This is a genomic window from Moraxella pluranimalium, assembly GCF_002014825.1.
GTDB lineage: Bacteria > Pseudomonadota > Gammaproteobacteria > Pseudomonadales > Moraxellaceae > Moraxella > Moraxella pluranimalium.
This window is the reverse complement of record NZ_MUYU01000017.1, coordinates 17,426-40,291: the sequence shown is the minus strand read 5'-3', so window position 1 is coordinate 40,291 and position 22,866 is coordinate 17,426. Positions and strand designations below refer to the sequence as shown.

Genomic DNA, 22,866 nt, shown 5'->3' with positions numbered 1-22,866 from the left:
ATTGATAATTTCAATTCCTTAATATTTATATGTATTTATTTGGCGTATAATAAACCCAAGCACATTCAAAATAAGAGTGATTATCATAAGGACATCATAACAGGTGTCCTTTTTTTGTTTTGATTAAATATTGAGTCTATTATGAACAAATCAAGCTTAGGCTTTAAGCCCATTCCTATGCTGATTGCCATCGCTTTGGCGGTGGCGATTATCCTGATTCCAACCCCTGATGGCGTGACACCGCAAGCATGGAATCTACTTGCGTTATTTGTCGGGGTGATTGCAGCGATTATCGGCAAAGCCATGCCAATCGGCGCAATCTCAATCATCGCTATCACTTTGGTGGCTGTCACAGGCATCACCGTCAGCGATGGCAAGGCGGATGCCGCCATGAAAGATGCCCTATCAAGCTTTGCCAATCCACTGATTTGGCTGATTGGTGTGTCCATCATGATTTCTCGTGGTCTATTAAAGACAGGGCTTGGTGCACGCATTGGTTATATTTTTATTGCAATTTTTGGCAAAAAGACACTTGGCATCGGCTATAGCTTGGCATTATCCGAGCTCATCTTAGCCCCTGTCACCCCAAGTAATACCGCTCGTGGTGGCGCTATCATGCACCCGATTATGCGCTCTATCGCCGAAAGCTATGATTCAAACCCCGCCAAAAACACCCAAGATAAAATGGGTAAATACCTAGCGCTGGTCAATTATCACAGCAACCCAATCAGCTCGGCGATGTTCATCACCGCCACCGCCCCAAACCCAATGGTGGTCAATCTCATCGCCGAAAGTCTGGGCAGTGAGTTTCGCCTAAGCTGGAGTCAGTGGGCGTTGGCAATGCTTGTGCCGGGTCTTGTGGCGTTTATCTTGATGCCTTTGGTACTGTATTTTCTTTACCCACCGACCATCAAGCACACGCCAAATGCCGTGCAGTTCGCCAAAGATAAGCTTGCCGAGATGGGCAAAATGAGCCGTGATGAGACAATCATGCTTGCCATCTTTGGTATCTTGCTCGCTTGCTGGGCGGGCGTGCCTGAGCTGTTGTTCGGCTTTAAGATTGATGCCACTGCCACTGCCTTTATTGGGCTTTGCTTATTGCTACTATCAGGTGTTCTGACTTGGGCGGATGTCACTTCCGAAAAAAGCGCATGGGATACCATCGTCTGGTTCTCAGCACTGATTATGATGGCGACATTCTTAAATAAGCTTGGCTTAATCGAATGGTTCTCAAACTCGCTTGAGACAAGTATTAGCGGTCTAGGCTTAAGTGGTATGATGGCAGGCTTATTGCTACTGGTTGCTTATATGTATGCACACTATATGTTTGCAAGCACCACAGCGCATATCACGGCGATGTTTGGCGCATTTTTGACCGCAGGTATTGCACTTGGTGCGCCGCCGATGTTCTTTGCGCTATTGATGGCGGCAGCATCTAGCCTGATGATGACTTTGACGCATTATGCCACAGGGACTTCGCCGGTGATTTTTGGTTCAGGCTTTACGACCTTGCCTGAATGGTGGAAAGCAGGCTTTGTGATGAGCGTGGTCAATCTGCTGGTATTTGTCATCATTGGTGGCGCTTGGTGGAAAGTGCTTGGCTATTGGTGATATTCATTTGTTAAACAATCATTTAAAACCATCTTGTGATATCAAGATGGTTTTTTGACTGCTGAACGCTTATAATTAATGAGCGTATTTGACAAATCCATGCACCGCTTATCTTACTCGGTCAAAAGCCCCACCCCATAAACCAGCACTTCGACACCGCCATCCATATCGCACATCTCAAAGCGTAAGCCATAGATGACATCACAGCCTGCTTTGTGCGCTTGGGACTTAGCACGCACCACCGCTTCACGGCGAGCACGGTCAAGCAGGCTTTCATAGACGGTCAAGTTCTTGCCAAATAAGCTAAGCACACTTGCAATCACAAGCTTAAATCTATCTTGGGCGATGACAACATTACCCGTCACAAACACAGGCTCGCCTGCGCCATCAGGCACATCGATACGCTCGCTCGATACTCGGATATGACGGTATTTGGCTTCATCGGCGACTAGGCTTGCCAAATGGCGACGCTCGGCACGAGAACCAAAATACCACCCGACAAAGAACAAGATAATCGCAATCAGCCAATCAATATTTCTTAATAATATTGCAGAAATGTCCATGATTATTCTGTGCCGTCAGCCTGCCCAAAAGGATTGAATTTCTTTTGCACCTTGACCGCCGTGCCATAGACGAACAGCTCTGATGCGCCTGCGGTGATGTTCGATGTCGAAAAGCGAATACCCACGATGGCATCTGCACCCAGTGCTTGTGCTTTGGCAATCATTCGTGACATGGCTTCTTGGCGAGCTTCTTCGAGCAGCTCGGTATAAGCAGTCAGCTCACCGCCGACGATATTTTTTAGACCTGCTAATAAATCCTTACCCACGTGCTTACTACGCACGGTGCTACCATAGACGACATCAAGTCGCTCGGTGATGATATAATTTGGCAAATGCTCAAGATTGGATAACTGCATAACTTCCCCACATGATTCATATTTGATAAAAAAGCAGGATGTACACACCCTGCTTATCGCTTTGTCAATGACTATCAATGCTTAGTCATCGGTGTGAAATAGCAAGAACAGCTCGGTGATGTTATCTTCAAGGGCGTTTGCCATATCAGCTAGCATCTCATCGCTGCGAATCTCATCAAGCTCTTCGTCAATGCCTGATAGCACTACCATTGGCAAGGTCAAATCCGCCACATCTTGCTCGGTGTTTTCGTCATCAAACCAATCGACATTTTCATCTGAATACATCGCATCCACAAAGCCAATCGCCCATGCCGCTAGGTCGCCATCTTCGCTAAAGTCTTCGGCTTCTTCGCTGGCATCGAACGGTAGCTCAATCGGCTGTTCGGCTTTTAGAGTGTCAATCAGCTCTTGACGCCATGCTTGTAGTGCATCTTTGACTTCGCTTGGTACGCTTGCATCCGCCCCTTCAAAGAATGCTGATAGCCAATTTGGCAATGGCTTACCCACCACAGTTGCGGTCAAAAAGCCATGCGCTGCAATCGGGTCTAGACCCATTTCATTGGCAGGTGACTCAAGATAAGCAAACAGTTCTTGTTTATTCATTTTTCATACTCTTTTTAAAAATAAGGCTTATACCAACACAATGTCAGTATAAGCAAACATCTTGTCATTGACAGCTAGGATCAAAAATCATCGTCCAAGTCATCAAAGTCATCATCAAGATCATCAAACTCCGCAAAATCGTCTTCTTCTAGCGCACGCTTGAGTTTGTTGATGCGTTGCTCTTCGAGTAGTGCGTCGATTTTTAGGCGTTTTTCTAGGGGTTTTGCCTTGCCTTCATCGGCAAGCTTGGCATCAGCATCTTCTTCAAAGTTATCATCATCAAAATCATCATCAATATTACTCATAATGACTCCTTAGCTATCGTTGCAGTCGAATTACCCAATCAGCCATCACAACGGATTTTTCCTAACTCCATGATAAATCTTGGGCGTGTTGTAGCCTTATAAATCAGCTTGTGCGTTTTGTCAAGTGTTTTTGCCAATTCATTGAGATTTTTGATAAAAAAACCATTCAATCTTCCAAGAATACCGCATCACGTGCCACACGCAGACGGCTGACGGTGCTTTGGCTCATCGATGTGATGATTTGGCAATTACGCTCTGATGGCGAGCTTGGGTTGTGGATTTTGGTCAATGTGCCAAAGATTGCCACTTCTTGGCTTGCTGATGGCTCAAACAATACCAACAACGGCTGTCCACGACGCTTTGAGATACTATAAATAGTATTGGCCTGTGCGGTGTCACTGGCAGTTGTGGCGAATTTGAGTGCAAATTGCCCAAGCTCACGGTGTCTGTCATAGACGATTTGGTTCACCATCAAAATCAGCTTGGATAGCATCAATGCAGCTGTGGCAACTTTGGCATAATCATTGTCACGCACAAGCTCAATGCTTGCCCCAGTTTCATCAAAGCTTTTGATGGCACGGATAGACACGCCTGCCAATAGCGGTGTTTCAAGTAGTTTGGTTGCTGCCTTAGACACCATCTGATCACACAGTGCAAAGTACATTTTTTTGTGGTCATAGCTGACTGCTTGGATCAGCTGATTGGGGTCATCAAATCGCACCTGAACTGTGTAGCTATCCACCGCCGGCGGTGTCGCTGCTGTCTGCTGATTTGTGCCATCATCAGATGCATCAGTCTTAGCAGTATCTACCGCTGATGCCGGTTCAGCTGATGCATTATCTTCGCTCGGTGTAGGCGGGGCTTCAGTTGGCGTTGGGGTAGCCACTTCACCGGTTAATAAGCCTTGACTTAATAGGCGGTCACGGGTCTGTCTGGCAATCTGTAGCTTGAGCTCTTTGGTCGGGCGAGCGATATGTCCATAGACCACCCACAATAGCCCATGAATGACCAGCATAGCCAATAAAAATAGCCACTGACCTGACAAGATGGTTGCTGTGCTCACCGCTTTGGTCTCTAGCACTACCGAGCCTAACACCTTATCACCAACGACAATGGTCTCGTTTCGTGTGCGATAGCCATTTTCGCCTTCACCTATCGAAACAACGATATTATCATCAGCATCATAAATCGCCACAAATGCCACTTGGGGCTCTTGGGCGTACTGACCTGCGATATGGCTCATGCTCACACGGTCATTGGCAGCACTCGGCATCGCAAGCTCTGCGCCCAATTCAGCGACCAAGCGCTCTGCCACCACTCGGTGCTGTTCTGTCGTTTGTCTATCTGAACTGATGACAAAAAACACCGTATGCAAAAATAAGCTAATAAGCAGAATAATTAAAAATAAGGTTCTATTGGGCGCTGAATAAGTCATGATAACTTTAAAATAACCAAGTGAATAAGGCAAAAACACTTTTGTTTTGCAAAATAAACTAATTTTCCCATGTTTACTATGATTACGCAACTGTTTTTGAGCCAAATACACAATTCCATCACATTACCCTTTTATAAAAGCTGGTTTGGTGCTAATATGTTCACTCTATGGCGGATTTATCTGCGGTTTTATTTCACCAAAAAAAACGAGTTTTATCATGACCATCACTTATGCCCTACCAAATAACAGCCAAGCATGGCTACACGCCTTTTCACAGCTACAAACACTGCCACCTGCACTGCACGGGGTGGATTTGACCACAGGTCAGCACAGCGAGCAGATTGAAGAGCTGCCGATTTTTGGTATTGTCGTGGTGGCAAGCTCGCCTGCCGTCGATATTGATGTGCTGATGAGCGAGTGGGTGCAAGCACAGCCCAACTGGCAACTTAGCATCGTCAATGATGACGAAGCCGCCAAAGCATCTGCCCATCTGATTGAGAGCAATGAGACACTGACCGCCGTCGCCATTCACCGCTATCTGCTGTCTTATACAGGCGCACCGATGAGTCAGGACAAACGAGTGGCGGCCGCACACATCATTGATGAGCAAATTACCCAGCATCTATCCGCGCAGCTACAGGCCGATGTGCATATCTTATCCGCTAACAAGCTACTGACACAGCATCGCTTGGCGTGCTTTGATATGGATTCGACGCTGATTCAAGAAGAAGTCATCGTTGAGCTTGCCAAATTCTGCGGTATCGAAGATAAAGTGGCGGATATCACCGAGCAGGCGATGCGTGGTGAGATTGATTTTGCAACGAGTTTTGCTCGTCGTGTGGCACTACTTGCTGATGCACCGATTGGCATTGTCGATGAGATTATCGCCAAGCACATTCATTTTCAGCCGGGTGCAGCAGCCACCATCAAAGCACTCAAGGCACTTGGCTATCATACCGTGCTGATTTCGGGTGGCTTTGAGCCATTTGCCCAATATGTCGCAAGCACGCTTGGCATGGATGAATATTATGCCAATCCGCTACTCAATGACGGCAAAACATTAAGCGGACTGGTCGATGACAATATCCTAGATGGCAACCAAAAAGCCATCATCGCCCAAACCGTCGCCAAACGCCTAGGGCTGTCAATGAAAGAAGTCGTCTGTATCGGCGATGGTGCGAACGATTTGCCTATGATGGCGGTGAGTGATTTGGGTATTGCTTATCATGCCAAGCCCATCGTACAGGCGCGTGCTGATGCCGCTGTCAATCTGACAGGGCTTGAAGGCGTGCTATATGCACTGGGTCATCGACTCGATGTACGCTGATTGGTTACAAATTTTTCGTCGAAAAATCACGGATAATCTGCTACCCTTTTCATTTTAATTTGTCATTTATTTATCGATAGGATTTTTATGCTGACCATTCCCGTAATCAATGTCAAAGCCGACCCGCTAGACGCTCTTTTGGCAGGCTTAGGACTGCGTTTGCAAAACCTTGCCAAAGCTCGCAATAACGAGTCGTTTAATAATCTTGTCAAAGAACGCACCGTCTGCATTCAGTTCGTTGCACCCAATGTTGAGCGTTATTTTCGCTTTGACCAAGGACATTTTGGACAAACACTCGGCACAGCGCACGATGCGGATTTGACCATTGATTTTAAAGACTCGATGACCGGTGTCAAGCTACTGACCAAAGGCGATGTGGCGGCCTTTATGACAGCTATCCAAGATGGCGATGTCAAAATCACGGGTGATTATAAGCTGGTGCTATGGTTTGTAGGTATCGGCAAGCAAGCAGCGACCATTCCCGAAGAATATCGTGGCTATGTCGAGCAGGCCAAGCCCTATATCGAGCTTGCCAAGCCTTATGCCGAGACCGCCAAAGATGCACTACTTAGCCTAAAGAAAAAGCTGGGTAAATAACCGTTTTGCCAATGATTTCACCCAAAACTGCAAATGGATTTGCTATTTGGCAAAAATTTCAGTACAATCGTTCACCAACTATCGACCGATAAGATGCGTCAAATCACGCATATTAAACACAATAAACACCGACAATACGACGATGACCACCATGACACAAGCTACCACCAAGGACGAAATTGCTCGTTTATTTAACCTACCGCTGATGGATTTGCTGATGCAAGCCCAGACGGTGCACCGTGAGCATTTCAACGCCAATGAAGTGCAAATCAGCACCCTATTATCCATCAAAACAGGCAACTGCCCCGAAGACTGCGGCTACTGCTCACAGTCAGGTCATCATCGTGACAAGACAGGCTTAACTGCCGAAAAACGCCTAGAAATCGAAAAAGTGCTTGCAGCTGCACGCCGTGCTAAGGCGCAGGGCTCATCACGCTTTTGTATGGGTGCAGCGTGGAAACATCCAAGCGCCAAAGATATGCCGTATTTGGTTGAGCTTATCAGCGAAGTCAAAGCACTTGGGCTTGAGACCTGCATGACTTTGGGTATGCTAAATCCCGACCAAGCCAAAACCTTAGCAGATGCCGGCTTAGATTATTATAATCATAACCTAGACACATCTCGCAGCTACTATGACAGCGTCGCCACCACACGCAGTTATGATGACCGCCTTGAGACCATCGAATATGTCCGCAATGCGGGTATCAATGTCTGCTCGGGCAGTATCGTTGGCATGGGCGAGAGCCGCCAAGACCGCATTGACTGGATTTATGAGCTAACCCAAATGCCGATTCCACCACAGTCAATCCCTGTGAATCTATTAGTACCCATCAAGGGCACACCGCTTGGTGATAAGGTGCTTGCCGAAGGTCAGCTGTCTGTCATCGAGTGGATTCGCACCATCGCGGTAACTCGTATCTGCTGTCCGACAAGCTATGTACGCCTATCTGCTGGCCGTGAGAGCCTAAGCGATGGCGAGCAGGCATTGGCGTTTATGGCGGGGGCGAATTCATTTTTTTATGGGGATAAGCTACTGACCACAGGCAACCAATCTACCGCACACGATGACAGACTGATGGCAGAGCTTGGGCTGACCCCAACTCGCCCCATGCCAAAGCCACAAATCATCGATGCCATGAGTGGCACTGCCATCAATCAAGAACGCCCCGAAGGTTGTCCGCTAAGCGCCTAATGAGTGGCTAATGAGTAGCTAAGCGGTCGTCCATTACCATCTACTCGGCAAATCAATGACACCAAAAGATGTGCTATAATAAGCGCATCTTTTTTATTGGACGTCACAATGCTAGAGTACATCAGAGCCTTTCATATCATCAGTATGGTTTGTTGGTTTGCAGGGATTTTTTATTTGCCACGCCTATTCGTGTATCATGCGATGAGTGATGATACACTAAGCCAAGAGCGATTTGCCCTGATGGAGCGCAAGCTGTATCGTGGGATTATGACGCCTGCGATGATTGCCACTTGGGGGTGTGGACTTCTGATGATTGCCCTAGCACCAAGCATCTATCTATCTCAAGGCTGGCTACACGCCAAGCTTGTTCTTGTGGTGCTACTTACCCTGTATCACCTGTCCTGCGGTCGCTTTCGTGTTCGCTTGATGGATAATCCTAAGCTTAAAAGCCATGTCTATTGGCGATGGTTCAATGAGATTCCTGTGTTTATCTTGATTGCGGTGGTGATTTTGGCAGTGGTCAAGCCGTTTTAAGCAGTACTTATGCCCCAAAAAAACTAAAGCCCTAGCTGATGCTTAGGGCTTTAGTTTTGCCATCTTATCAATCCGCTGTGCTGACCATCTTAATAACGGCGTTTTTCTTGGCGATGCTTTGACCATCAAGCACCGCTTTGGCAATGCTCATCTCTCGCTCGCCTGCAAAGCCTGTAAAATGATACTCAATGCCACGGTCTTTGACAATTAGCCATACGCCATTGATGTCCACCTGTGCAGACTCGGACAATGTCAAGGACTTATCATCAATCATAAATCGCTTGGGTGTCAGCCTTAATTCACCAACACCAAACACATGACGGCGCTTCGCCTGATGACGCTTGATATTAAAGCCAAACATCGCCACAGCGAACACAAACAACGAGCCGATGGCATACGCAACAGGCATGGTAAAGCAAATCACCGCTACGACAATCCCAAGCACAAGCAGTCCCACCGACCACCAAAACAATGGGTCGCCCCCTTGTCCTGTCAGACGAATGCTGACGCCATCATCATTGACCGTCAGCATCTTACCAGCCCAATGCTTGCTGCTGCGCTTCGATGATTTGGCGGATACCAGCTTCAGCCAGACTTAGCATACTATCAGCTTCAGCTCGGGTGAATGGCTTATCTTCTGCCGTGCCCTGAATCTCAATAAAGCCCCCTGCTTGGGTCATCACCACATTCAAATCGGTATCACAGGTTGAATCTTCGGCATAGTTCAAATCCAGATACGCCTTGCCATCTTTGATACCTACAGACACCGCACCGACCAAGCCCAGTAGTGGGTCTTGGGTCAGTTTCTTTTCTCGTTGTAGGTATTCAAGCGCATCAATCAGCGCCACCGCCGCCCCTGAGATACTCGCTGTGCGTGTACCGCCATCGGCTTGGATGACATCACAGTCGATGTGAATGGTATTCTCGCCAAGCTTTGATAAATCAAGCATCGCACGCAGGCTACGACCAATCAGACGCTGAATCTCTTGGGTGCGACCTGACTGCTTACCACGAGCAGCTTCACGCTGAGTGCGTGTGCCTGTCGCACGCGGTAACATTCCATATTCAGCGGTCAGCCAGCCTTGCCCTTGTCCCTTGAGCCATCTTGGTACACCTGCTTCGACACTGGCAGTGCATAGCACTTTGGTATCGCCAAAGCACACGAGTACCGAGCCTTCGGCGTGCTTGGTGTAGTGGCGGGTAAAGCTGATTGGGCGAAGTTCGTTCAATTGTCTGCCATCAATACGCATAAAAATCTCTGGTCATTGTTGTGAATTTAAGCAATTTTACCAAGTTATGCCCAAAAACACAAAACAAAAACCTGCCATCACTCGATGATAGGTGATGACAGGTTTTGATAAGTCGATATCACTTATTTGCTTTCTTCAAGCTTACGCAAGTCTTTGCGCAAAATCTTACCGACATTCGACTTCGGCAGCTCACTGATGAACTCGATGTATTTTGGACGCTTGTAGCCGGTTAGATTTTCTTTTGCCCACGCACGCACTTCTTCGACGGTCAGGCTTGCATCTTTTTTGACCACAAAGATTTTTGGCACTTCGCCACTGTGCTCATCCGCCACACCGATGACACCACATTCTAGGATTTTTGGATGCGCAGTCATCACATCTTCGACTTCGTTTGGATAGACATTAAAGCCTGAGACCAAAATCATGTCTTTTTTGCGGTCAACAATCTTGATAAAGCCTTTTTCGTCCATCACGCCGATATCACCTGTGCGGAAATAGCCATCAGCGGTCATCACTTTGGCGGTCTCATCAGGACGCTTCCAGTAGCCCGGCATCACTTGCGGGCCTTTGGCGCAGATTTCACCCGGCTCACCCATTGCCACTTCGTTGTCATTCTCATCTAGCAAGATAACATCGGTTGCAGGGAATGGGATACCGATTTTGCCGGTATAACCGCCTGGTGGGTTTAGGGTCAAGACAGGGGAAGTCTCAGACAGGCCATAGCCTTCAATGATGTAATTGCCCGTCAGACGCTCCCACGCTTTGGCAGTGTCAGACAGTACCGACATACCGCCACCTAAGGATAGTTTTAGATTGCTGTGGTCAAGCGCACGGAAACCTTCGTCATGCACCAAGCCATTAAACAGCGTATTGACTGCAGGGAAAAATACAGGACGATATTTTTCAAAGTCCTTGCACAGTGATTTGAAATCTCGTGGGTTGGTGATAAGCAGCATACTAAAGCCCATCTTCATACCCAGTAGCGCACACGCTGTAAATGAAAAAATATGGTACAAAGGCAGCGCCACAGCGATATATTTACCGCTCAAATCCTGCTCGGGGAACACCTTAGAAACAAACGGAATACACTGCTCAACATTCGATGCTAAGTTGGCATGAGTCAGCATCGCACCCTTAGCAACGCCTGTCGTACCGCCTGTGTACTGTAGTGCAGCGATGTCATCGAGCGACACCTGTGGGCGATTATAAGCCGATGCAGATACTTGATTTAGCGCTTCTTTAAAGCTGATATGACCCGGGATATTCCACGATGGTACCATTTTTTTGACATGGCGTACCACCGCATTGACAATAAAGCCCTTGATACCCAGCATATCACCAAGCGATGTGACAATCACGTGCTTGACTTGACCCTTATTCTCCACACGCTCAAAGGTCTGCGCAAAGTTCTCAACGATAAACAACGCCTTAGCTTCAGAGTCATTGAGCTGATGCTCAAGCTCATGTGGTGTGTATAGCGGATTGACATTGACAAGTGTCAATCCTGCACGCACGATACCAATCATTGCAATCGGATATTGCAAGATATTTGGCATCATCACTGCTACTTTGTCGCCCTTGACCAAGCCAATCGATTGCAGATAGGCGGCGATTTGACGGCTATAATTATCCAGCTCTCGATAAGTAATCGATGCACCCATGCAGGTGAATGCTACCTTGTTGCCATGACGGGCAAAGGCTTGTTCAAAAATATCAATCAGCGAATTAATATTATCAGGTAGGCTAAAATCAATCTCAAGACCATGTTCTTGATATGTCTTACGCCAAGGACGGTCAGCAGGCGTGCTAAAAGTTTGTGCAGTCATAATACTTCCTTATGTCTAAAAATCCATCATCCGATACCCAGTCGTATCATAGGCTTGGGCACTGTCAAAACACCCACCTTAAATCTATCATAAGTTGGACGCTGAAACAAGGAGATTGGACGATTTTTTGAGAATACAGTTGTAAGCCATTACACCATGTTTTGCACAATTTTCCAAGTAAAATCAATCAAAATCGCCAAAATATTGCAAAATTTTACAAATAAGACCAACTCGCTTGAGATTTTTCGCCATATCACCATCCATTTATCAGCACAAAAAAAAGACACCGTGATAGACACGATGTCTTTTATGATTAAAAATCAGTCAAATATCATTCAAGCATGGCTTATAGCTTTCTTAGCTCTTTACGCAGGATTTTGCCGACATTGGATTTGGGCAATTCATCGACAAAGGCGATTTGCTTAGGGCGTTTATAACCGGTCAAGTTTTTCTTCGCCCATGCTTTGATGTCATCGGTGGTGAGACTGTCATCTTTTTTGACCACAAAGACTTTGACCACTTCACCGCTATGTCCATCAGGCACGCCGATAGCGCCACATTCAAGCACTTTTGGGTGTGCTGCGATGACTTCTTCAACTTCGTTTGGATAGACATTAAAGCCTGAGACCAAAATCATGTCTTTTTTGCGGTCCACGATTTTGAAATAGCCCTGCTCGTCCATCACGCCGATGTCGCCTGTGCGAAAATAACCATCAGCAGTCATCACTTTGGCAGTCTCTTCAGGCTGTTTCCAGTAGCCTTTCATCACCTGCGGGCCTTTGGCGCAAATCTCGCCTGCTTCGCCCATCGCCACTTCATTGCCGTCATCATCCAGTAGGATAATGTCGGTCGATGGGAATGGCACGCCGATTTTACCCGTGTAGCTACCGAGCGGGTTAAAGGTCAAGACAGGGGAAGTCTCGGACAAGCCATAGCCTTCGACGATGTAATTACCAGTCAATTTCTCCCATGCGTCAGCCGTGCTTGGCAAGACTGTCATGCCACCGCCCAAAGAGATTTTCATATTGCTATGGTCAAGCGCACCAAAGCCCTTGTGGTGGGTCAAGGCATTGAACAGCGTATTGACCGCAGGGAAAAACTGCGGGCGATATTTGGCAAATTGCTTGGTCAAATCATCAAAATCACGGGCGTTCGGGATAAGTAGCATCGCAAAGCCCATCTTCATGCCAAGCATCGTCACCATAAACGAAAAAATATGATACAAAGGCAGTGCCACCGCCATGTATTCACCATGCTGATATGGCCTATCAAAGCCTGATTTGACATAAGTCATGCACTGCTCGACATTGGCAATCAAATTACCATGCGTCAGCATCGCACCCTTAGCGACGCCTGTCGTACCGCCTGTGTACTGCAAAATCACCACATCATCAAGGGTCAGCGTTGGGCGAGTGTAGTTGGTAGAAGTTTTTAGTATATCTTTAAAGTTAATCTTATTTGGGATGCAATAATTGGGCACCATTTTCTTGATATGACGCACGACGGCATTAATCACAATGCCCTTAATGCCCATCATATCGCCGATGCCTGTGGTGATGACATGGCTAATTTGCCCTTTATCCTGCACCTTTTCAAAGGTATGGGCAAAGTTCTCAACGATAAACAATACTTTGGCTTCACTGTCTTTGAGCTGATGCTCGAGCTCATGGGCGGTATATAGCGGATTGACATTGACAAGCACAAGCCCTGCTCGCACAATCCCCATCATCACCGCCAGATACTGCGGTGTGTTTGGCATCATCACCGCAACTTTATCGCCTTGATTAAGCCCTAGCGACTGCAAATACGCTGCGATTTTTAAGCTTATCTTATCAAGTTCGTCATAGCCGATATGCACACCCATAAAGGTGATGGCTTTTTGCCCCCGATTGGCACGAAAATTGACATCAAAAAAATCCAGCAAATTATTCACGCCATCAGGCATGACAAGCTGAATATCCAGATTGTTTTTGCGGTAAGTGGCTTGCCAAGCACGGTCGGCAGGCGTGGTAAATGATGAGTAATCGGTCATGTTTCTTCCTATGAATGTTGTTGTCATTGACGGTGGCGGTCAAATGCCCAAGCTGATAACCAAGCGAATAATTAGATAATCATGTGCAAAGTTACGCAAGCCACCGACTTTTGACAATCAATTTTTGTGAACCAGTTTTCATAGTTTTTGATTGACAAGCGAATGAAAATTTGGCTTAAGTGTATTTATTTTATAGAGTAATTATTACTACTAATCAATGCGATACAATCCACCAACTGCCTTGCGATGGTGGATTTTGGGGCTTTGGGCAGTTTTTGGGCGGTTTTGGCATATTTATCAGCAAAAAACACCATCATCGCATTATCATCACTACCAAAGCCGATACTGGTGTCAGACACATCATTGACGGCAATCATGTCCAAGTTTTTGGCGACAAGCTTGCCTTTGGCGTAGGTTTCGGTGTCTTGGGTCTCAGCTGCAAAGCCCACCGACAGCACATCAGGATAGGTCTTGACGATGGTGGCAAGCACATCGGGATTTTTGATGAGCTCAAGGGTCATGCCATCGACGCCATCGGTTTTTTTGATTTTGTGCGGGGCGATGGTCGCCATCTTATAGTCTGCCACAGCAGCGGTAGCGATGAACACATCGGCTGTGCGGCAGACATCTAGGCAGACAGCAAGCATCTCATCAGCCGTGCCGACATCGATACGGCGGACACCCTGTGGCGCTTGTAGATGCACCCGCTTACCGCTCACGAGCACCACATCCGCCCCTGCATCACGGCACGCTGCTGCCAGTGCATAGCCCATCTTGCCGGTAGAATGATTGGACAAAAACCGCACAGGGTCAATCGGCTCAAGCGTCGCCCCTGCAGTGATGACCACTGTCTTGCCCGCCAATGACTGTGGCAGGTGGCGACGTGCCACAAATGCCAAAATCGTCTCACACAACACTTCAGGCTCAGGCAATCGCCCCATGCCCACATCACCGCACGCCTGCTCACCGCTATCTGGTGTGATAAGCTCATAGCCAAAGCGGGTAAGCTTAATCAAATTATCCTGCACAATGGCATTTGCCCACATCTGCTGATTCATCGCAGGTGCGATAAGAATCGGCGCATCAGTCGCAAGACACACGGTGGTAAGTAGATTATCCGCCAAGCCATTGGCAAGCTTGCCGATGGTATTGGCAGAAGCTGGTGCTATCACCACCACATCCGCCCATTTGGCAAGCTCAATATGTCCCATGCCAAGCTCGGCAGTCTCATCAAGTAGCTCGGTATGCACTTCATGCCCTGTCAGCGCCTGCAAGGTCATGGGTGTAATAAACTCACACGCCGCCGCCGTCATCATCACACGCACTTCACAGCCTGCCTTGATAAGCAGACGAGCCAGCACTGCCGATTTATAAGCGGCAATACCGCCTGTGATGCCAAGTAGGATTTTTGGGGAAGTGGTCAAATCAGTCATGGCTATCGCCTATGTGGGGAAATGGGGTATTATAACGCACTTTGGCAAGATGGGGAAATGAATGTGTGTTTTTGCTTTGTTGCTAACAGCATCAAAACCAATGCAAAAAGTTAAATTGAATATCCAAAAAGATTAAAATTCCCCAATAAATCAAACTACAAATCGCAAAAGCCATCAAGCCAAGCAAAGTATGAATCACACCGCCCAAGCCGTGCTTGACACCTGCTAATATCATACCGACAAGATACAGCACAAAGAAAATCGCCCAAATAATTACAAACAACCACATCAGTATTGTCATCGTATCCCGCCTATTTTTGTCATCAAAGCGTATTGGCGAATCAATGCTTAAAATAGCTTAAAATGAACCGCTCGTAACTTCACCAAAACACATACCGCACCACCATCGCAAAGCACATCAGCACAATCACAGGACGGATAAATTTAGCACCGCCTTTGACCACCATCTGCGAACCAAAAAACGCGCCAATCACCTGCCCTGCCATCATCACAAAGCCCACTTTCCAAAGCACTTGACCGCCGACGATAAACAGTGCAAGGCTTGCGATATTGGTGGCGAAGTTTAGCAGCTTGGCGGTGCCTGTGGCTCGTATCAAATCCATTCCACGCAAAGCGACATTGGACAGTGCAAAAAATGTCCCCGTACCCGGCCCAAGATAACCATCATAAAAGCCGATGAGTGGTACGATGGTTTTTTGCCATGTGCTTTGGCTGATTTTGGGCGCGCGTTCAATCTGCCCAAGATTGGGCGCAAACAGCGTATAAAGCCCCACGCCTGCGACCAGAAACGGAATGACAACTTTTAACATCTCAGGCGGTGATAGTTGCACCAATATCGAGCCAATTGCCGAGCCGATGGCCGCCATCATAAAGGCGATTTTGATATCTTTTGGGTTGATGACGCCTTTTTTTATCATCGTAAGACTTGCCGAGAACGACCCTGCCGATGCTTGAAGCTTATTGGTGGCAAGGGTGGCAATCGGTGGCACACCTGACAGCAATAACGCAGGAATGGTCAACAGACCGCCACCGCCTGCCATCGCATCGACAAAGCCCGCCACCATCGCCACACCAAACAACAGCATCAATATTTCTAAGCCTAGCTGAATATCCATTATAATATCACTTATCAAGTCGTCGAAAATACCAAAAAATGCTTTATTATACGCCCAATTTTTGATACATTGGAAAAAATGATAACACTTATCAGAAAACAATCAAAGACCCAAAGCAAGCCTTAAGTTTGCACTTACCGTCTTGTTATTAGGAAAAACTTTACCATGTTTGCACAGATTAAGAAATTTTTGGCACTCGAAGCTGCCGGTGGTATCATTCTTGCCATCGCTGCGATTTTGGCGATGATTGTCGCCAACTCACCCCTACACGATGCGTATCATGCGTTCATTCATGCGCCTGTGGTGGTACAAATCGGTGCGTTTGAGATTGCCAAAGATGCCCATCACTGGATTAATGATGGCTTGATGGCGATTTTTTTCTTTTTGGTGGGGCTTGAACTCAAGCGTGAAGCACTGATTGGTGAGCTGGCTGATGTTAAGCAAATCTTAATGCCTGCACTCGCTGCTATCGGTGGTATGATTGCACCTGCGTTGATTTATGCAGGGCTAAATTATCAGCACCCAGAACAGCTTGCCGGCTGGGCAATCCCTGCAGCGACCGACATTGCCTTTGCGCTTGGGGTGCTCAGCCTACTTGGTAATCGTGTGCCAAATGCACTCAAGGTATTTTTGGTGTCGATTGCGATTTTTGATGACCTTGGGGCGATTATCATCATCGCATTGTTTTATACATCTGAATTATCACTGGTTTCGCTTGGCATTGCAGGGATTTGCTTGCCGTTTTTGTATCTATTAAATCGCATGAATGTCGTGCGTCTGACGCCGTATCTGCTGATTGGTCTGATTATGTGGGCGGCCTTGCTCAAATCGGGTGTTCATGCGACTTTGTCAGGGGTGCTGTTGGCATTTTTTATTCCTTTAAAGAATAAATTTGACCCAGAACATTCACCGCTCGAAGAGCTTGAGCATGATTTGCACGGTACGGTGGCGTTTGGGATTTTGCCGTTATTTGCCTTTGCCAATGCAGGGATTTCGTTGGCGGGCACAAGCCTAGACACCCTGCTACATCCTGTACCACTTGGCATTGCTGCAGGCCTATTTATCGGTAAGCAAATTGGCGTGATGGCAGCGGTGCTACTTTGTCTAAAGCTTGGTCTAGCAAACCTACCGACAGGCACGAACATGAAACAAATCTATGGTGCATCACTGCTGTGCGGTATCGGCTTTACCATGAGTTTGTTCATCTCGGGGCTTGCTTTTGGTGGTATTCCAGAAGGCTTTGACCCACGACTTGGCATTATCTTAGGCTCTATCATCTCAGGTGTTGCAGGCTATCTGTTACTGCGTAAAGCTGTGCCAAATGCCGAGCATCCTGTGCTTGCCAAAGATAGTGGCGATGGCTATATCCCATCTACGCACTAAGCAATATCTTGACCAAAAAGCAATCCCCCATTCTGTAGAATAGGGGATTTTTTGATGATAAATGGTTAATTGTCATCACTTATCTTTCGCTAATCCAATATCGACTCACCTGTACGCCATTAGACTTAGTCAAGATATTTTCTAAGATGCCACCGTTTTTCTCAATGACTCTTGCCGATGCAAGATTGTCATGCTGACAAGTAACCAATACCTTGTGCACACCCATCTCATTGAGTGTACGGACAGCAAATGCCAGCACACGAGTTGCAATGCCCCGTCCTTGATAAGCAGGATGCGTACTATATCCGACATGACCGCCTTGTTGTAGCAGCGCATCATTGAGCGTGTGGCGTATATGCACAATCGCAACCACCACATCATCTATCAATGCAATATAGGTGCTGTCGGCGACTTTTTGGTATTCAAACCACTGCGTGCCTGCTGGTGCATTGATATAATTAATCCAACCGACAAAGCCACCGTCCATAAAAGCATTGAGCTCATTTGCGCCGTGCATGGCATCAAAGACGGCATTAAATTCACGGCGAAAAGTCAAAATACGCGCTTTATCATCCAGTGTCGGGGTTTTAAACTGCAAATCCATCATCGTTATCCATGCACCACATCCGCCACAAGCCGTGCGACCAAATCCGCCATCGACTCATCACGGCACTGACTCACGCCTGTACCTGCCCATAGGCTCATCAGGTTGTCATCTTGTGTGCTAGCTCCATGCGCTCTTAGCGACTTGGTCATGGCATTCATCGTCGGATAAATCGGAACGTGTGGATGACGCACCAGTCCATCAAGATGAATAAAGTCCTGCATATAACCTGTCACCAAGCCCCGAGCAAGCTTGCCCGAATACAGCCGAGTCAGCCGAGTCTCGCCACCTGCTAATAGGCGTGATTTCCACAATGGCGATATGCACGACTCCGCCGTACTCAAAAAAGCCGTACCGACAGCGACGGCTACCGCCCCGTGATTGAGATAATGGCGTACCTGCTTGTCATCATGAATACCGCCTGCTGCAATGAGTGCAATCTGTACTTGCTCATCACTTAGCCTGTCTGTCACCGCTGTGAACAGCTGTGCCAATGCCATCGGTGATGCTGATTCATCCAGCCAGCCACCACGATGTCCGCCTGCTTCAGCACCCTGCACCACGACCGCATCAGCACCGACATCCGCCCATGCAATGACTTCATCAGGGCAGTTGGCAGTGCCAATGACAAGCGTGCCCACTTGCTTAAGTGCCTGCACCTGCTCAATGCTGATTATCCCAAAGGTAAAGCTTGCCACAGGCACAGGATTGTCAAGCAGTACTTGAAATTGGCCATCGAACAACTGCGCAGGCTTATCATCCAGCACAGGCGCAATGCCAAGCTTATCATAGTACTCACCAAGCCACTTAGGCATCGGCTCGCTGTATCGCTCGGTGATGGCTTGTGGTAGCACCATCAGATTGACACAAAACGGCAAATCAGTCGCCGATTTGATATCATCAATGCTTTGGTGTATCTGCTGTGGCGTCATCATCCCCGCGCCAAGCGAGCCCAATGCCCCTGCTTGGCAGGCAGTAACCACAGTTGCACTATTACTCGCCCCTGCCATCGGTGCTTGGATGATGGGTGATGATAATAGTGCTTGTAGCGATGGCTTCATGCTTACCTACCCCGATTGATTAATCAGACTAAAAACTGGTCTCAACCACTCGCCCTGTCAGCGTCTGACCGCTAAATGGCGTGTTTTTGCCTTTTGAATACATGGTGTCACTACCCACTACCCACGATACAGTTGGGTCGATGACAATCGCACCGCCGATGGCTTGATAGTCGTGAATGCCTGCGATTTTGGCAGGGTTTAGGCAGATTTTTTGAACCAATTCATCCGCCGTCAAGATACCATCATTGACAAGCTTCACCCCAAGCGCCACAAAGGTATCAAAGTTACTAATCCCCGGTATCGCTTCGCCAAATGGTGCTTGCTTGGCAGATGATGACAATGGCTCATGATGACTACAAATCGCATCAATCGTGCCATCTTTTAGCCCTGCAATCAGTGCTTTTTGGTCGGTATTACTACGAAGTGGTGGCAGTACATATGCCGATGCGTCATAGCCTTCGATATCGTCATCGGTCAGGTGCAGCTGATGCATGGCAACATCACAAGTGATCGGCAGACCGCGCGATTTCGCCCAGCGGATCAACTCCACCGAAGTGCGGCAGGTGATTTGGCTAAAATGCGCGCTGATGCCTGTTTCTTCAACCATCAATAGCTGTTTGGATAATGCCACTGTCTCGGCAAGCCAAGGAATGCCCTGCAAGCCGTGAAACGATGCGATATAGCCTTCGTGTGCCACACCGCCTTTGGACAGGCTTGGCTCATCAGGATAAAAGAACACTTTGAGCCCAAAAGTCGCTGCATATTCTAGCGTGCGCAGCATCACCATATCATTGGCAAAGCCGCAATTGGCATTGGTCACAGCGATCGCACCGCCTTGCTTAAGACCTGCTAGATTCGCAGGCTGCTCACCATTGAGCCCATCGGTCAGCGCGCCTAAGATATGCAGATACACACCGCCATCTTGCATGGCTTTTTCGCGAAGCCCTTTTAGCAGCGAGCCATTTTGTAAAATTGGGTCAGTATCAGGTGGTAGGACAATATGCAAGATGCCATTTTTGCGAGCCGCTAGACCCTCAGATGCCAGCGTGCCATGTGCTTGATGACCTGGTTCACGCAGTCGTGCACACAAATCGACAATCGGCGGAAATACCCAATGATTATCATCAAATTTATTTGCAAAAGTGACGGTTTGCCAGTCGCTTGGTAGATAATTTTTCATGATTTGCCTTATTAAAAATCTGTACAATCCGTTAAAACATTCTAATTACTTACAAACTTTATTTATAAGCCCTTATAAGCATCTTGACCTGCGACCGACAGCGCCATCACCGCCATGCGCACCGCAATACCGTTATTGACCTGCTTTAGAATCACTGACTGCGGGCCATCGGCGACACTGGATGCGATTTCAACACCACGGTTCATCGGACCTGGGTGCATGACCAGTGCATTTGGGCGCGCCTTTGCCACGCGCTCATCGGTGATGCCATATGCCTTAAAATACTCACTCGATGATGCCAACAACGGCGAGCCAATGCGTTCATTTTGGATGCGCAGACCGATCAGCACATCACAATCCACCACGCCTTCATCGATATTCTCAAACACGCTGACGCCATAACGCTCAATCCCTTTGGGTAATAAAGTGCGTGGTGCAATGACGCGAATGTCCTTGACGCCGAGTGTCTTTAATGCAGAGATATCAGAGCGTGCCACACGGCTGTGCTTGATATCACCGATGATGGCGACAGACAGCTCATCAAATGGCTTGGTTGCTTCACGATGGATGGTCAGCATATCAAGCATTGCTTGGGTTGGGTGAGCGTGCCAGCCGTCGCCTGCATTGATGATGGCGATATTTGGCGTGACTTGTGTCGCCATAAAATGCGCCGCCCCTGATGCATTGTGGCGGACGACAAACATATCAGCACTCATTGCTTCAAGATTCCACAGTGTATCTCGCAAGCTCTCACCCTTGGTGGTGCTTGAGCGTGCGATGTCGATATTGAGCACATTTGCCCCCAAGCGTTTTTGGGCAGCTTCAAAGGTCATGCGTGTGCGAGTGCTCGGCTCAAAAAACAGATTCATCACCGTGCGTCCTGCCAGCTCTTCGGTGTTGGTCAATTTACCATCTTGGTCAAAATAGCTCATTGCCTTGGTGATGATATTTTCAAGCTGAGCTTTGTTTAGCCCTTCCACGCCCAAAAAGTGACGAATCGCCCCATCGTCATTCAGCTGTGGGCGGACTAGCGATGCATTGAGTCGTGCATCGACATCGGTCAAGATATTTTGCGACATAGAGATATCCTTGCAAGTAGTTTAAAAAGCATTACCCAATCACCACACAAAAACCTATGATTTCTAGGGCAAATTTGCTACACTATTAGCCAGATTGTTTGGCAAGTACGCACTGTGCCGACAATTAATTTATTTTATAAAATAATGTGTACAATGGCTTTGGAATCGTGATTTGGATTGATGCTTTATAGTTTAGCCGATTTACCGCCAACTACAAAGCAAAAAATGAGATTTTTTATCAAGAAAATCGCCAATCTGACACCGCCATCGCCATAACAACCGCCATGACAACAAAGGATGAACCATGACAACTTTACACGACTATCTGCAAACACATAGCACACCTGAGATTGCAAGCACCTTGACCACGCTTGCCACCGCCAGTATCTCAATCAGCCATCTACTGGACAAAGGTGCATTGGCTGGCATTCATGGCGAAGCGGGTAACGAAAATGTCCAAGGCGAAGCCCAAAAGAAACTCGATGTCATCTCAAATGATCTGCTACTGGGCGCTTTAACTCGTAATCCACACTGTGCAGGCGTGGCATCCGAAGAGCTTGATGACATCAGCCCTGCCAACGAAGATGGCTCATTGCTCGTACTGTTTGATCCACTCGATGGCTCAAGCAATATCGACATCAACATGACTGTTGGGACGATTTTCTCGATTTTGCCGTATCATAATGTCGGCAAAACAGCCACTGCCGAAGATTTTTTGCAAAAAGGTGAAAACCAAGTTGCCGCTGGTTACTTTATTTATGGCACATCGACCATGCTGGCGCTGACTTTGGGTGATGGCGTGGCGATGTTTAGTTTTGACCCAAATACCCAAGCTTATATCCTTATCAATGAACGCGTACAAATCGCCAAATCCACCGCCGAATACGCCATCAACGCATCAAATCATCGCTACTGGCTACCACCAATCCAAGAATACATCGATGGTCTGGTCGCTGGTGATACAGGCGTACGAAACAAAGACTACAATATGCGCTGGGTGGCTGCGATGATTGCTGATGTCCACCGCATCTTGATCCGTGGCGGTGTATTTATGTATCCATTTGATACCAAGATTGCTGGCAAAGCAGGCAAACTACGCCTGATGTACGAAGCCAATCCGATGAGCTTTGTGATTGAGCAAGCAGGCGGTGCATCAACCGATGCTGTGGCTCGCATCATGGAGATTGAGCCGACACACATCCATCAGCGCATCCCTGTGGTACTCGGTGCTGTCGAAGAAGTGGCATTTGTCAAAGAATTGCACGCCAAAGCAGGTATCTTGGCAAATGGTGAGCCAGCCTAACACCGACCATCAGCATTAAGGGCGAGATTTTCGCCCTTTTTGTGGCATTTTTATCA

General features: G+C 47.5%; 23 protein-coding genes. 7 read left to right on the top strand and 16 right to left on the bottom strand.

The genetic code is table 11. From position 1 onward, the window contains the following. The first annotated feature begins 141 nt into the window (after window positions 1-141). On the top strand, window positions 142-1,611 hold the full coding sequence (locus tag B0680_RS07210; protein ID WP_078254426.1) for a DASS family sodium-coupled anion symporter: 1,470 nt from the start codon (window positions 142-144) through the stop codon (window positions 1,609-1,611). A gap of 113 nt (window positions 1,612-1,724) precedes the next feature. Here the strand turns inward: B0680_RS07210 and B0680_RS07205 are convergent, their stop codons facing one another. The 5 genes from B0680_RS07205 to B0680_RS07185 all read right to left on the bottom strand — a co-directional run bounded on the left by B0680_RS07205 (window position 1,725) and on the right by B0680_RS07185 (window position 4,873). After that, complete coding sequence (locus tag B0680_RS07205; RefSeq protein WP_078254425.1) at window positions 1,725-2,174, bottom strand: YbjQ family protein; 450 nt, start codon at window positions 2,172-2,174, stop codon at window positions 1,725-1,727. Window positions 2,175-2,176: 2 nt separating this feature from the next. Further along, window positions 2,177-2,530 carry a YbjQ family protein gene (locus B0680_RS07200; RefSeq protein WP_078254424.1) on the bottom strand — a complete coding sequence of 118 codons (354 nt, stop codon included), beginning with the start codon at window positions 2,528-2,530 and terminating at the stop codon, window positions 2,177-2,179. Window positions 2,531-2,611: 81 nt separating this feature from the next. Further along, complete coding sequence (locus tag B0680_RS07195; protein ID WP_078254423.1) at window positions 2,612-3,133, bottom strand: UPF0149 family protein; 522 nt, start codon at window positions 3,131-3,133, stop codon at window positions 2,612-2,614. Window positions 3,134-3,213: 80 nt separating this feature from the next. Beyond that, on the bottom strand, window positions 3,214-3,438 hold the full coding sequence (locus B0680_RS07190; RefSeq protein ID WP_078254422.1) for a PA3496 family putative envelope integrity protein: 225 nt from the start codon (window positions 3,436-3,438) through the stop codon (window positions 3,214-3,216). 166 nt (window positions 3,439-3,604) lie between these two features. Beyond that, window positions 3,605-4,873 (bottom strand): hypothetical protein, encoded by a 1,269-nt coding sequence (locus B0680_RS07185; protein ID WP_143821387.1) that lies wholly within the window; start codon window positions 4,871-4,873, stop codon window positions 3,605-3,607. Window positions 4,874-5,090: 217 nt separating this feature from the next. Here B0680_RS07185 and serB point away from each other — a divergent pair, with 217 nt between their 5' ends. The 4 genes from serB to hemJ all read left to right on the top strand — a co-directional run bounded on the left by serB (window position 5,091) and on the right by hemJ (window position 8,523). Continuing rightward, on the top strand, window positions 5,091-6,200 hold the full coding sequence (gene serB / locus B0680_RS07180) for a phosphoserine phosphatase SerB (RefSeq protein ID WP_078254420.1): 1,110 nt from the start codon (window positions 5,091-5,093) through the stop codon (window positions 6,198-6,200). Window positions 6,201-6,287: 87 nt separating this feature from the next. Continuing rightward, the gene (locus tag B0680_RS07175; protein WP_078254419.1) at window positions 6,288-6,797 is read left to right on the top strand and encodes a hypothetical protein; all 510 of its coding nucleotides are present in this window, start codon (window positions 6,288-6,290) and stop codon (window positions 6,795-6,797) included. A 151-nt stretch (window positions 6,798-6,948) separates the two neighbouring features. Beyond that, complete coding sequence (bioB, locus tag B0680_RS07170; protein WP_078254487.1) at window positions 6,949-7,989, top strand: biotin synthase BioB; 1,041 nt, start codon at window positions 6,949-6,951, stop codon at window positions 7,987-7,989. A gap of 108 nt (window positions 7,990-8,097) precedes the next feature. Further along, window positions 8,098-8,523: a protoporphyrinogen oxidase HemJ gene (gene hemJ, locus B0680_RS07165; protein ID WP_078254418.1), complete on the top strand. Its 426-nt coding sequence runs from the start codon at window positions 8,098-8,100 to the stop codon at window positions 8,521-8,523. 67 nt (window positions 8,524-8,590) lie between these two features. On the opposite strand, the gene B0680_RS07160 is transcribed toward hemJ, so the two are convergent. The 7 genes from B0680_RS07160 to B0680_RS07130 form a co-directional block, all read right to left on the bottom strand. Further along, window positions 8,591-9,055, bottom strand: coding sequence for a hypothetical protein (locus B0680_RS07160; protein ID WP_078254417.1), 465 nt, complete (start codon window positions 9,053-9,055; stop codon window positions 8,591-8,593). A 1-nt stretch (window position 9,056) separates the two neighbouring features. Beyond that, on the bottom strand, window positions 9,057-9,773 hold the full coding sequence (rph, locus tag B0680_RS07155) for a ribonuclease PH (protein ID WP_078254416.1): 717 nt from the start codon (window positions 9,771-9,773) through the stop codon (window positions 9,057-9,059). A 122-nt stretch (window positions 9,774-9,895) separates the two neighbouring features. Then, window positions 9,896-11,599 carry an AMP-binding protein gene (locus tag B0680_RS07150; RefSeq protein ID WP_078254415.1) on the bottom strand — a complete coding sequence of 568 codons (1,704 nt, stop codon included), beginning with the start codon at window positions 11,597-11,599 and terminating at the stop codon, window positions 9,896-9,898. 346 nt (window positions 11,600-11,945) lie between these two features. Next, window positions 11,946-13,631 (bottom strand): AMP-binding protein, encoded by a 1,686-nt coding sequence (locus B0680_RS07145; RefSeq protein WP_078254414.1) that lies wholly within the window; start codon window positions 13,629-13,631, stop codon window positions 11,946-11,948. 185 nt (window positions 13,632-13,816) lie between these two features. Then, a complete protein-coding gene (coaBC, locus tag B0680_RS07140) occupies window positions 13,817-15,064 on the bottom strand; it encodes a bifunctional phosphopantothenoylcysteine decarboxylase/phosphopantothenate--cysteine ligase CoaBC (protein WP_078254413.1) in 1,248 nt (415 codons plus the stop codon). Between the two features lie 91 nt (window positions 15,065-15,155). Beyond that, window positions 15,156-15,365: a hypothetical protein gene (locus B0680_RS07135; protein WP_078254412.1), complete on the bottom strand. Its 210-nt coding sequence runs from the start codon at window positions 15,363-15,365 to the stop codon at window positions 15,156-15,158. Window positions 15,366-15,444: 79 nt separating this feature from the next. Beyond that, window positions 15,445-16,200: a TSUP family transporter gene (locus B0680_RS07130; RefSeq protein WP_078254411.1), complete on the bottom strand. Its 756-nt coding sequence runs from the start codon at window positions 16,198-16,200 to the stop codon at window positions 15,445-15,447. Window positions 16,201-16,365: 165 nt separating this feature from the next. Here B0680_RS07130 and nhaA point away from each other — a divergent pair, with 165 nt between their 5' ends. After that, window positions 16,366-17,583: a Na+/H+ antiporter NhaA gene (nhaA, locus tag B0680_RS07125; RefSeq protein WP_078254410.1), complete on the top strand. Its 1,218-nt coding sequence runs from the start codon at window positions 16,366-16,368 to the stop codon at window positions 17,581-17,583. A gap of 79 nt (window positions 17,584-17,662) precedes the next feature. On the opposite strand, the gene B0680_RS07120 is transcribed toward nhaA, so the two are convergent. From B0680_RS07120 to B0680_RS07105, 4 genes are all read right to left on the bottom strand, one after another. Continuing rightward, window positions 17,663-18,187 carry a GNAT family N-acetyltransferase gene (locus tag B0680_RS07120; RefSeq protein WP_158078311.1) on the bottom strand — a complete coding sequence of 175 codons (525 nt, stop codon included), beginning with the start codon at window positions 18,185-18,187 and terminating at the stop codon, window positions 17,663-17,665. A 5-nt stretch (window positions 18,188-18,192) separates the two neighbouring features. Beyond that, window positions 18,193-19,248: an NAD(P)H-dependent flavin oxidoreductase gene (locus B0680_RS07115; protein WP_078254408.1), complete on the bottom strand. Its 1,056-nt coding sequence runs from the start codon at window positions 19,246-19,248 to the stop codon at window positions 18,193-18,195. A gap of 28 nt (window positions 19,249-19,276) precedes the next feature. Further along, a complete protein-coding gene (locus tag B0680_RS07110) occupies window positions 19,277-20,428 on the bottom strand; it encodes a dihydroorotase (protein ID WP_078254407.1) in 1,152 nt (383 codons plus the stop codon). Window positions 20,429-20,490: 62 nt separating this feature from the next. Further along, a complete protein-coding gene (locus B0680_RS07105) occupies window positions 20,491-21,507 on the bottom strand; it encodes an aspartate carbamoyltransferase catalytic subunit (RefSeq protein WP_211271263.1) in 1,017 nt (338 codons plus the stop codon). A gap of 304 nt (window positions 21,508-21,811) precedes the next feature. Here B0680_RS07105 and B0680_RS07100 point away from each other — a divergent pair, with 304 nt between their 5' ends. Then, window positions 21,812-22,810: a class 1 fructose-bisphosphatase gene (locus tag B0680_RS07100; protein WP_078254406.1), complete on the top strand. Its 999-nt coding sequence runs from the start codon at window positions 21,812-21,814 to the stop codon at window positions 22,808-22,810. Window positions 22,811-22,866 lie beyond the last annotated feature (56 nt).

Bases quoted from the DNA above. Each gene is read 5' to 3' on its own strand.
- B0680_RS07210 (WP_078254426.1), top strand. From the start codon at position 142: ATGAACAAATCAAGCTTAGGCTTTAAGCCCATTCCTATGCTGATTGCC.
- B0680_RS07205 (WP_078254425.1), bottom strand. From the start codon at position 2,174: ATGGACATTTCTGCAATATTATTAAGAAATATTGATTGGCTGATTGCG.
- B0680_RS07200 (WP_078254424.1), bottom strand. From the start codon at position 2,530: ATGCAGTTATCCAATCTTGAGCATTTGCCAAATTATATCATCACCGAG.
- B0680_RS07195 (WP_078254423.1), bottom strand. From the start codon at position 3,133: ATGAATAAACAAGAACTGTTTGCTTATCTTGAGTCACCTGCCAATGAA.
- B0680_RS07190 (WP_078254422.1), bottom strand. From the start codon at position 3,438: ATGAGTAATATTGATGATGATTTTGATGATGATAACTTTGAAGAAGAT.
- B0680_RS07185 (WP_143821387.1), bottom strand. From the start codon at position 4,873: ATGACTTATTCAGCGCCCAATAGAACCTTATTTTTAATTATTCTGCTT.
- serB (WP_078254420.1), top strand. From the start codon at position 5,091: ATGACCATCACTTATGCCCTACCAAATAACAGCCAAGCATGGCTACAC.
- B0680_RS07175 (WP_078254419.1), top strand. From the start codon at position 6,288: ATGCTGACCATTCCCGTAATCAATGTCAAAGCCGACCCGCTAGACGCT.
- bioB (WP_078254487.1), top strand. From the start codon at position 6,949: ATGACACAAGCTACCACCAAGGACGAAATTGCTCGTTTATTTAACCTA.
- hemJ (WP_078254418.1), top strand. From the start codon at position 8,098: ATGCTAGAGTACATCAGAGCCTTTCATATCATCAGTATGGTTTGTTGG.
- B0680_RS07160 (WP_078254417.1), bottom strand. From the start codon at position 9,055: ATGCTGACGGTCAATGATGATGGCGTCAGCATTCGTCTGACAGGACAA.
- rph (WP_078254416.1), bottom strand. From the start codon at position 9,773: ATGCGTATTGATGGCAGACAATTGAACGAACTTCGCCCAATCAGCTTT.
- B0680_RS07150 (WP_078254415.1), bottom strand. From the start codon at position 11,599: ATGACTGCACAAACTTTTAGCACGCCTGCTGACCGTCCTTGGCGTAAG.
- B0680_RS07145 (WP_078254414.1), bottom strand. From the start codon at position 13,631: ATGACCGATTACTCATCATTTACCACGCCTGCCGACCGTGCTTGGCAA.
- coaBC (WP_078254413.1), bottom strand. From the start codon at position 15,064: ATGACTGATTTGACCACTTCCCCAAAAATCCTACTTGGCATCACAGGC.
- B0680_RS07135 (WP_078254412.1), bottom strand. From the start codon at position 15,365: ATGACAATACTGATGTGGTTGTTTGTAATTATTTGGGCGATTTTCTTT.
- B0680_RS07130 (WP_078254411.1), bottom strand. From the start codon at position 16,200: ATGGATATTCAGCTAGGCTTAGAAATATTGATGCTGTTGTTTGGTGTG.
- nhaA (WP_078254410.1), top strand. From the start codon at position 16,366: ATGTTTGCACAGATTAAGAAATTTTTGGCACTCGAAGCTGCCGGTGGT.
- B0680_RS07120 (WP_158078311.1), bottom strand. From the start codon at position 18,187: ATGGATTTGCAGTTTAAAACCCCGACACTGGATGATAAAGCGCGTATT.
- B0680_RS07115 (WP_078254408.1), bottom strand. From the start codon at position 19,248: ATGAAGCCATCGCTACAAGCACTATTATCATCACCCATCATCCAAGCA.
- B0680_RS07110 (WP_078254407.1), bottom strand. From the start codon at position 20,428: ATGAAAAATTATCTACCAAGCGACTGGCAAACCGTCACTTTTGCAAAT.
- B0680_RS07105 (WP_211271263.1), bottom strand. From the start codon at position 21,507: ATGTCGCAAAATATCTTGACCGATGTCGATGCACGACTCAATGCATCG.
- B0680_RS07100 (WP_078254406.1), top strand. From the start codon at position 21,812: ATGACAACTTTACACGACTATCTGCAAACACATAGCACACCTGAGATT.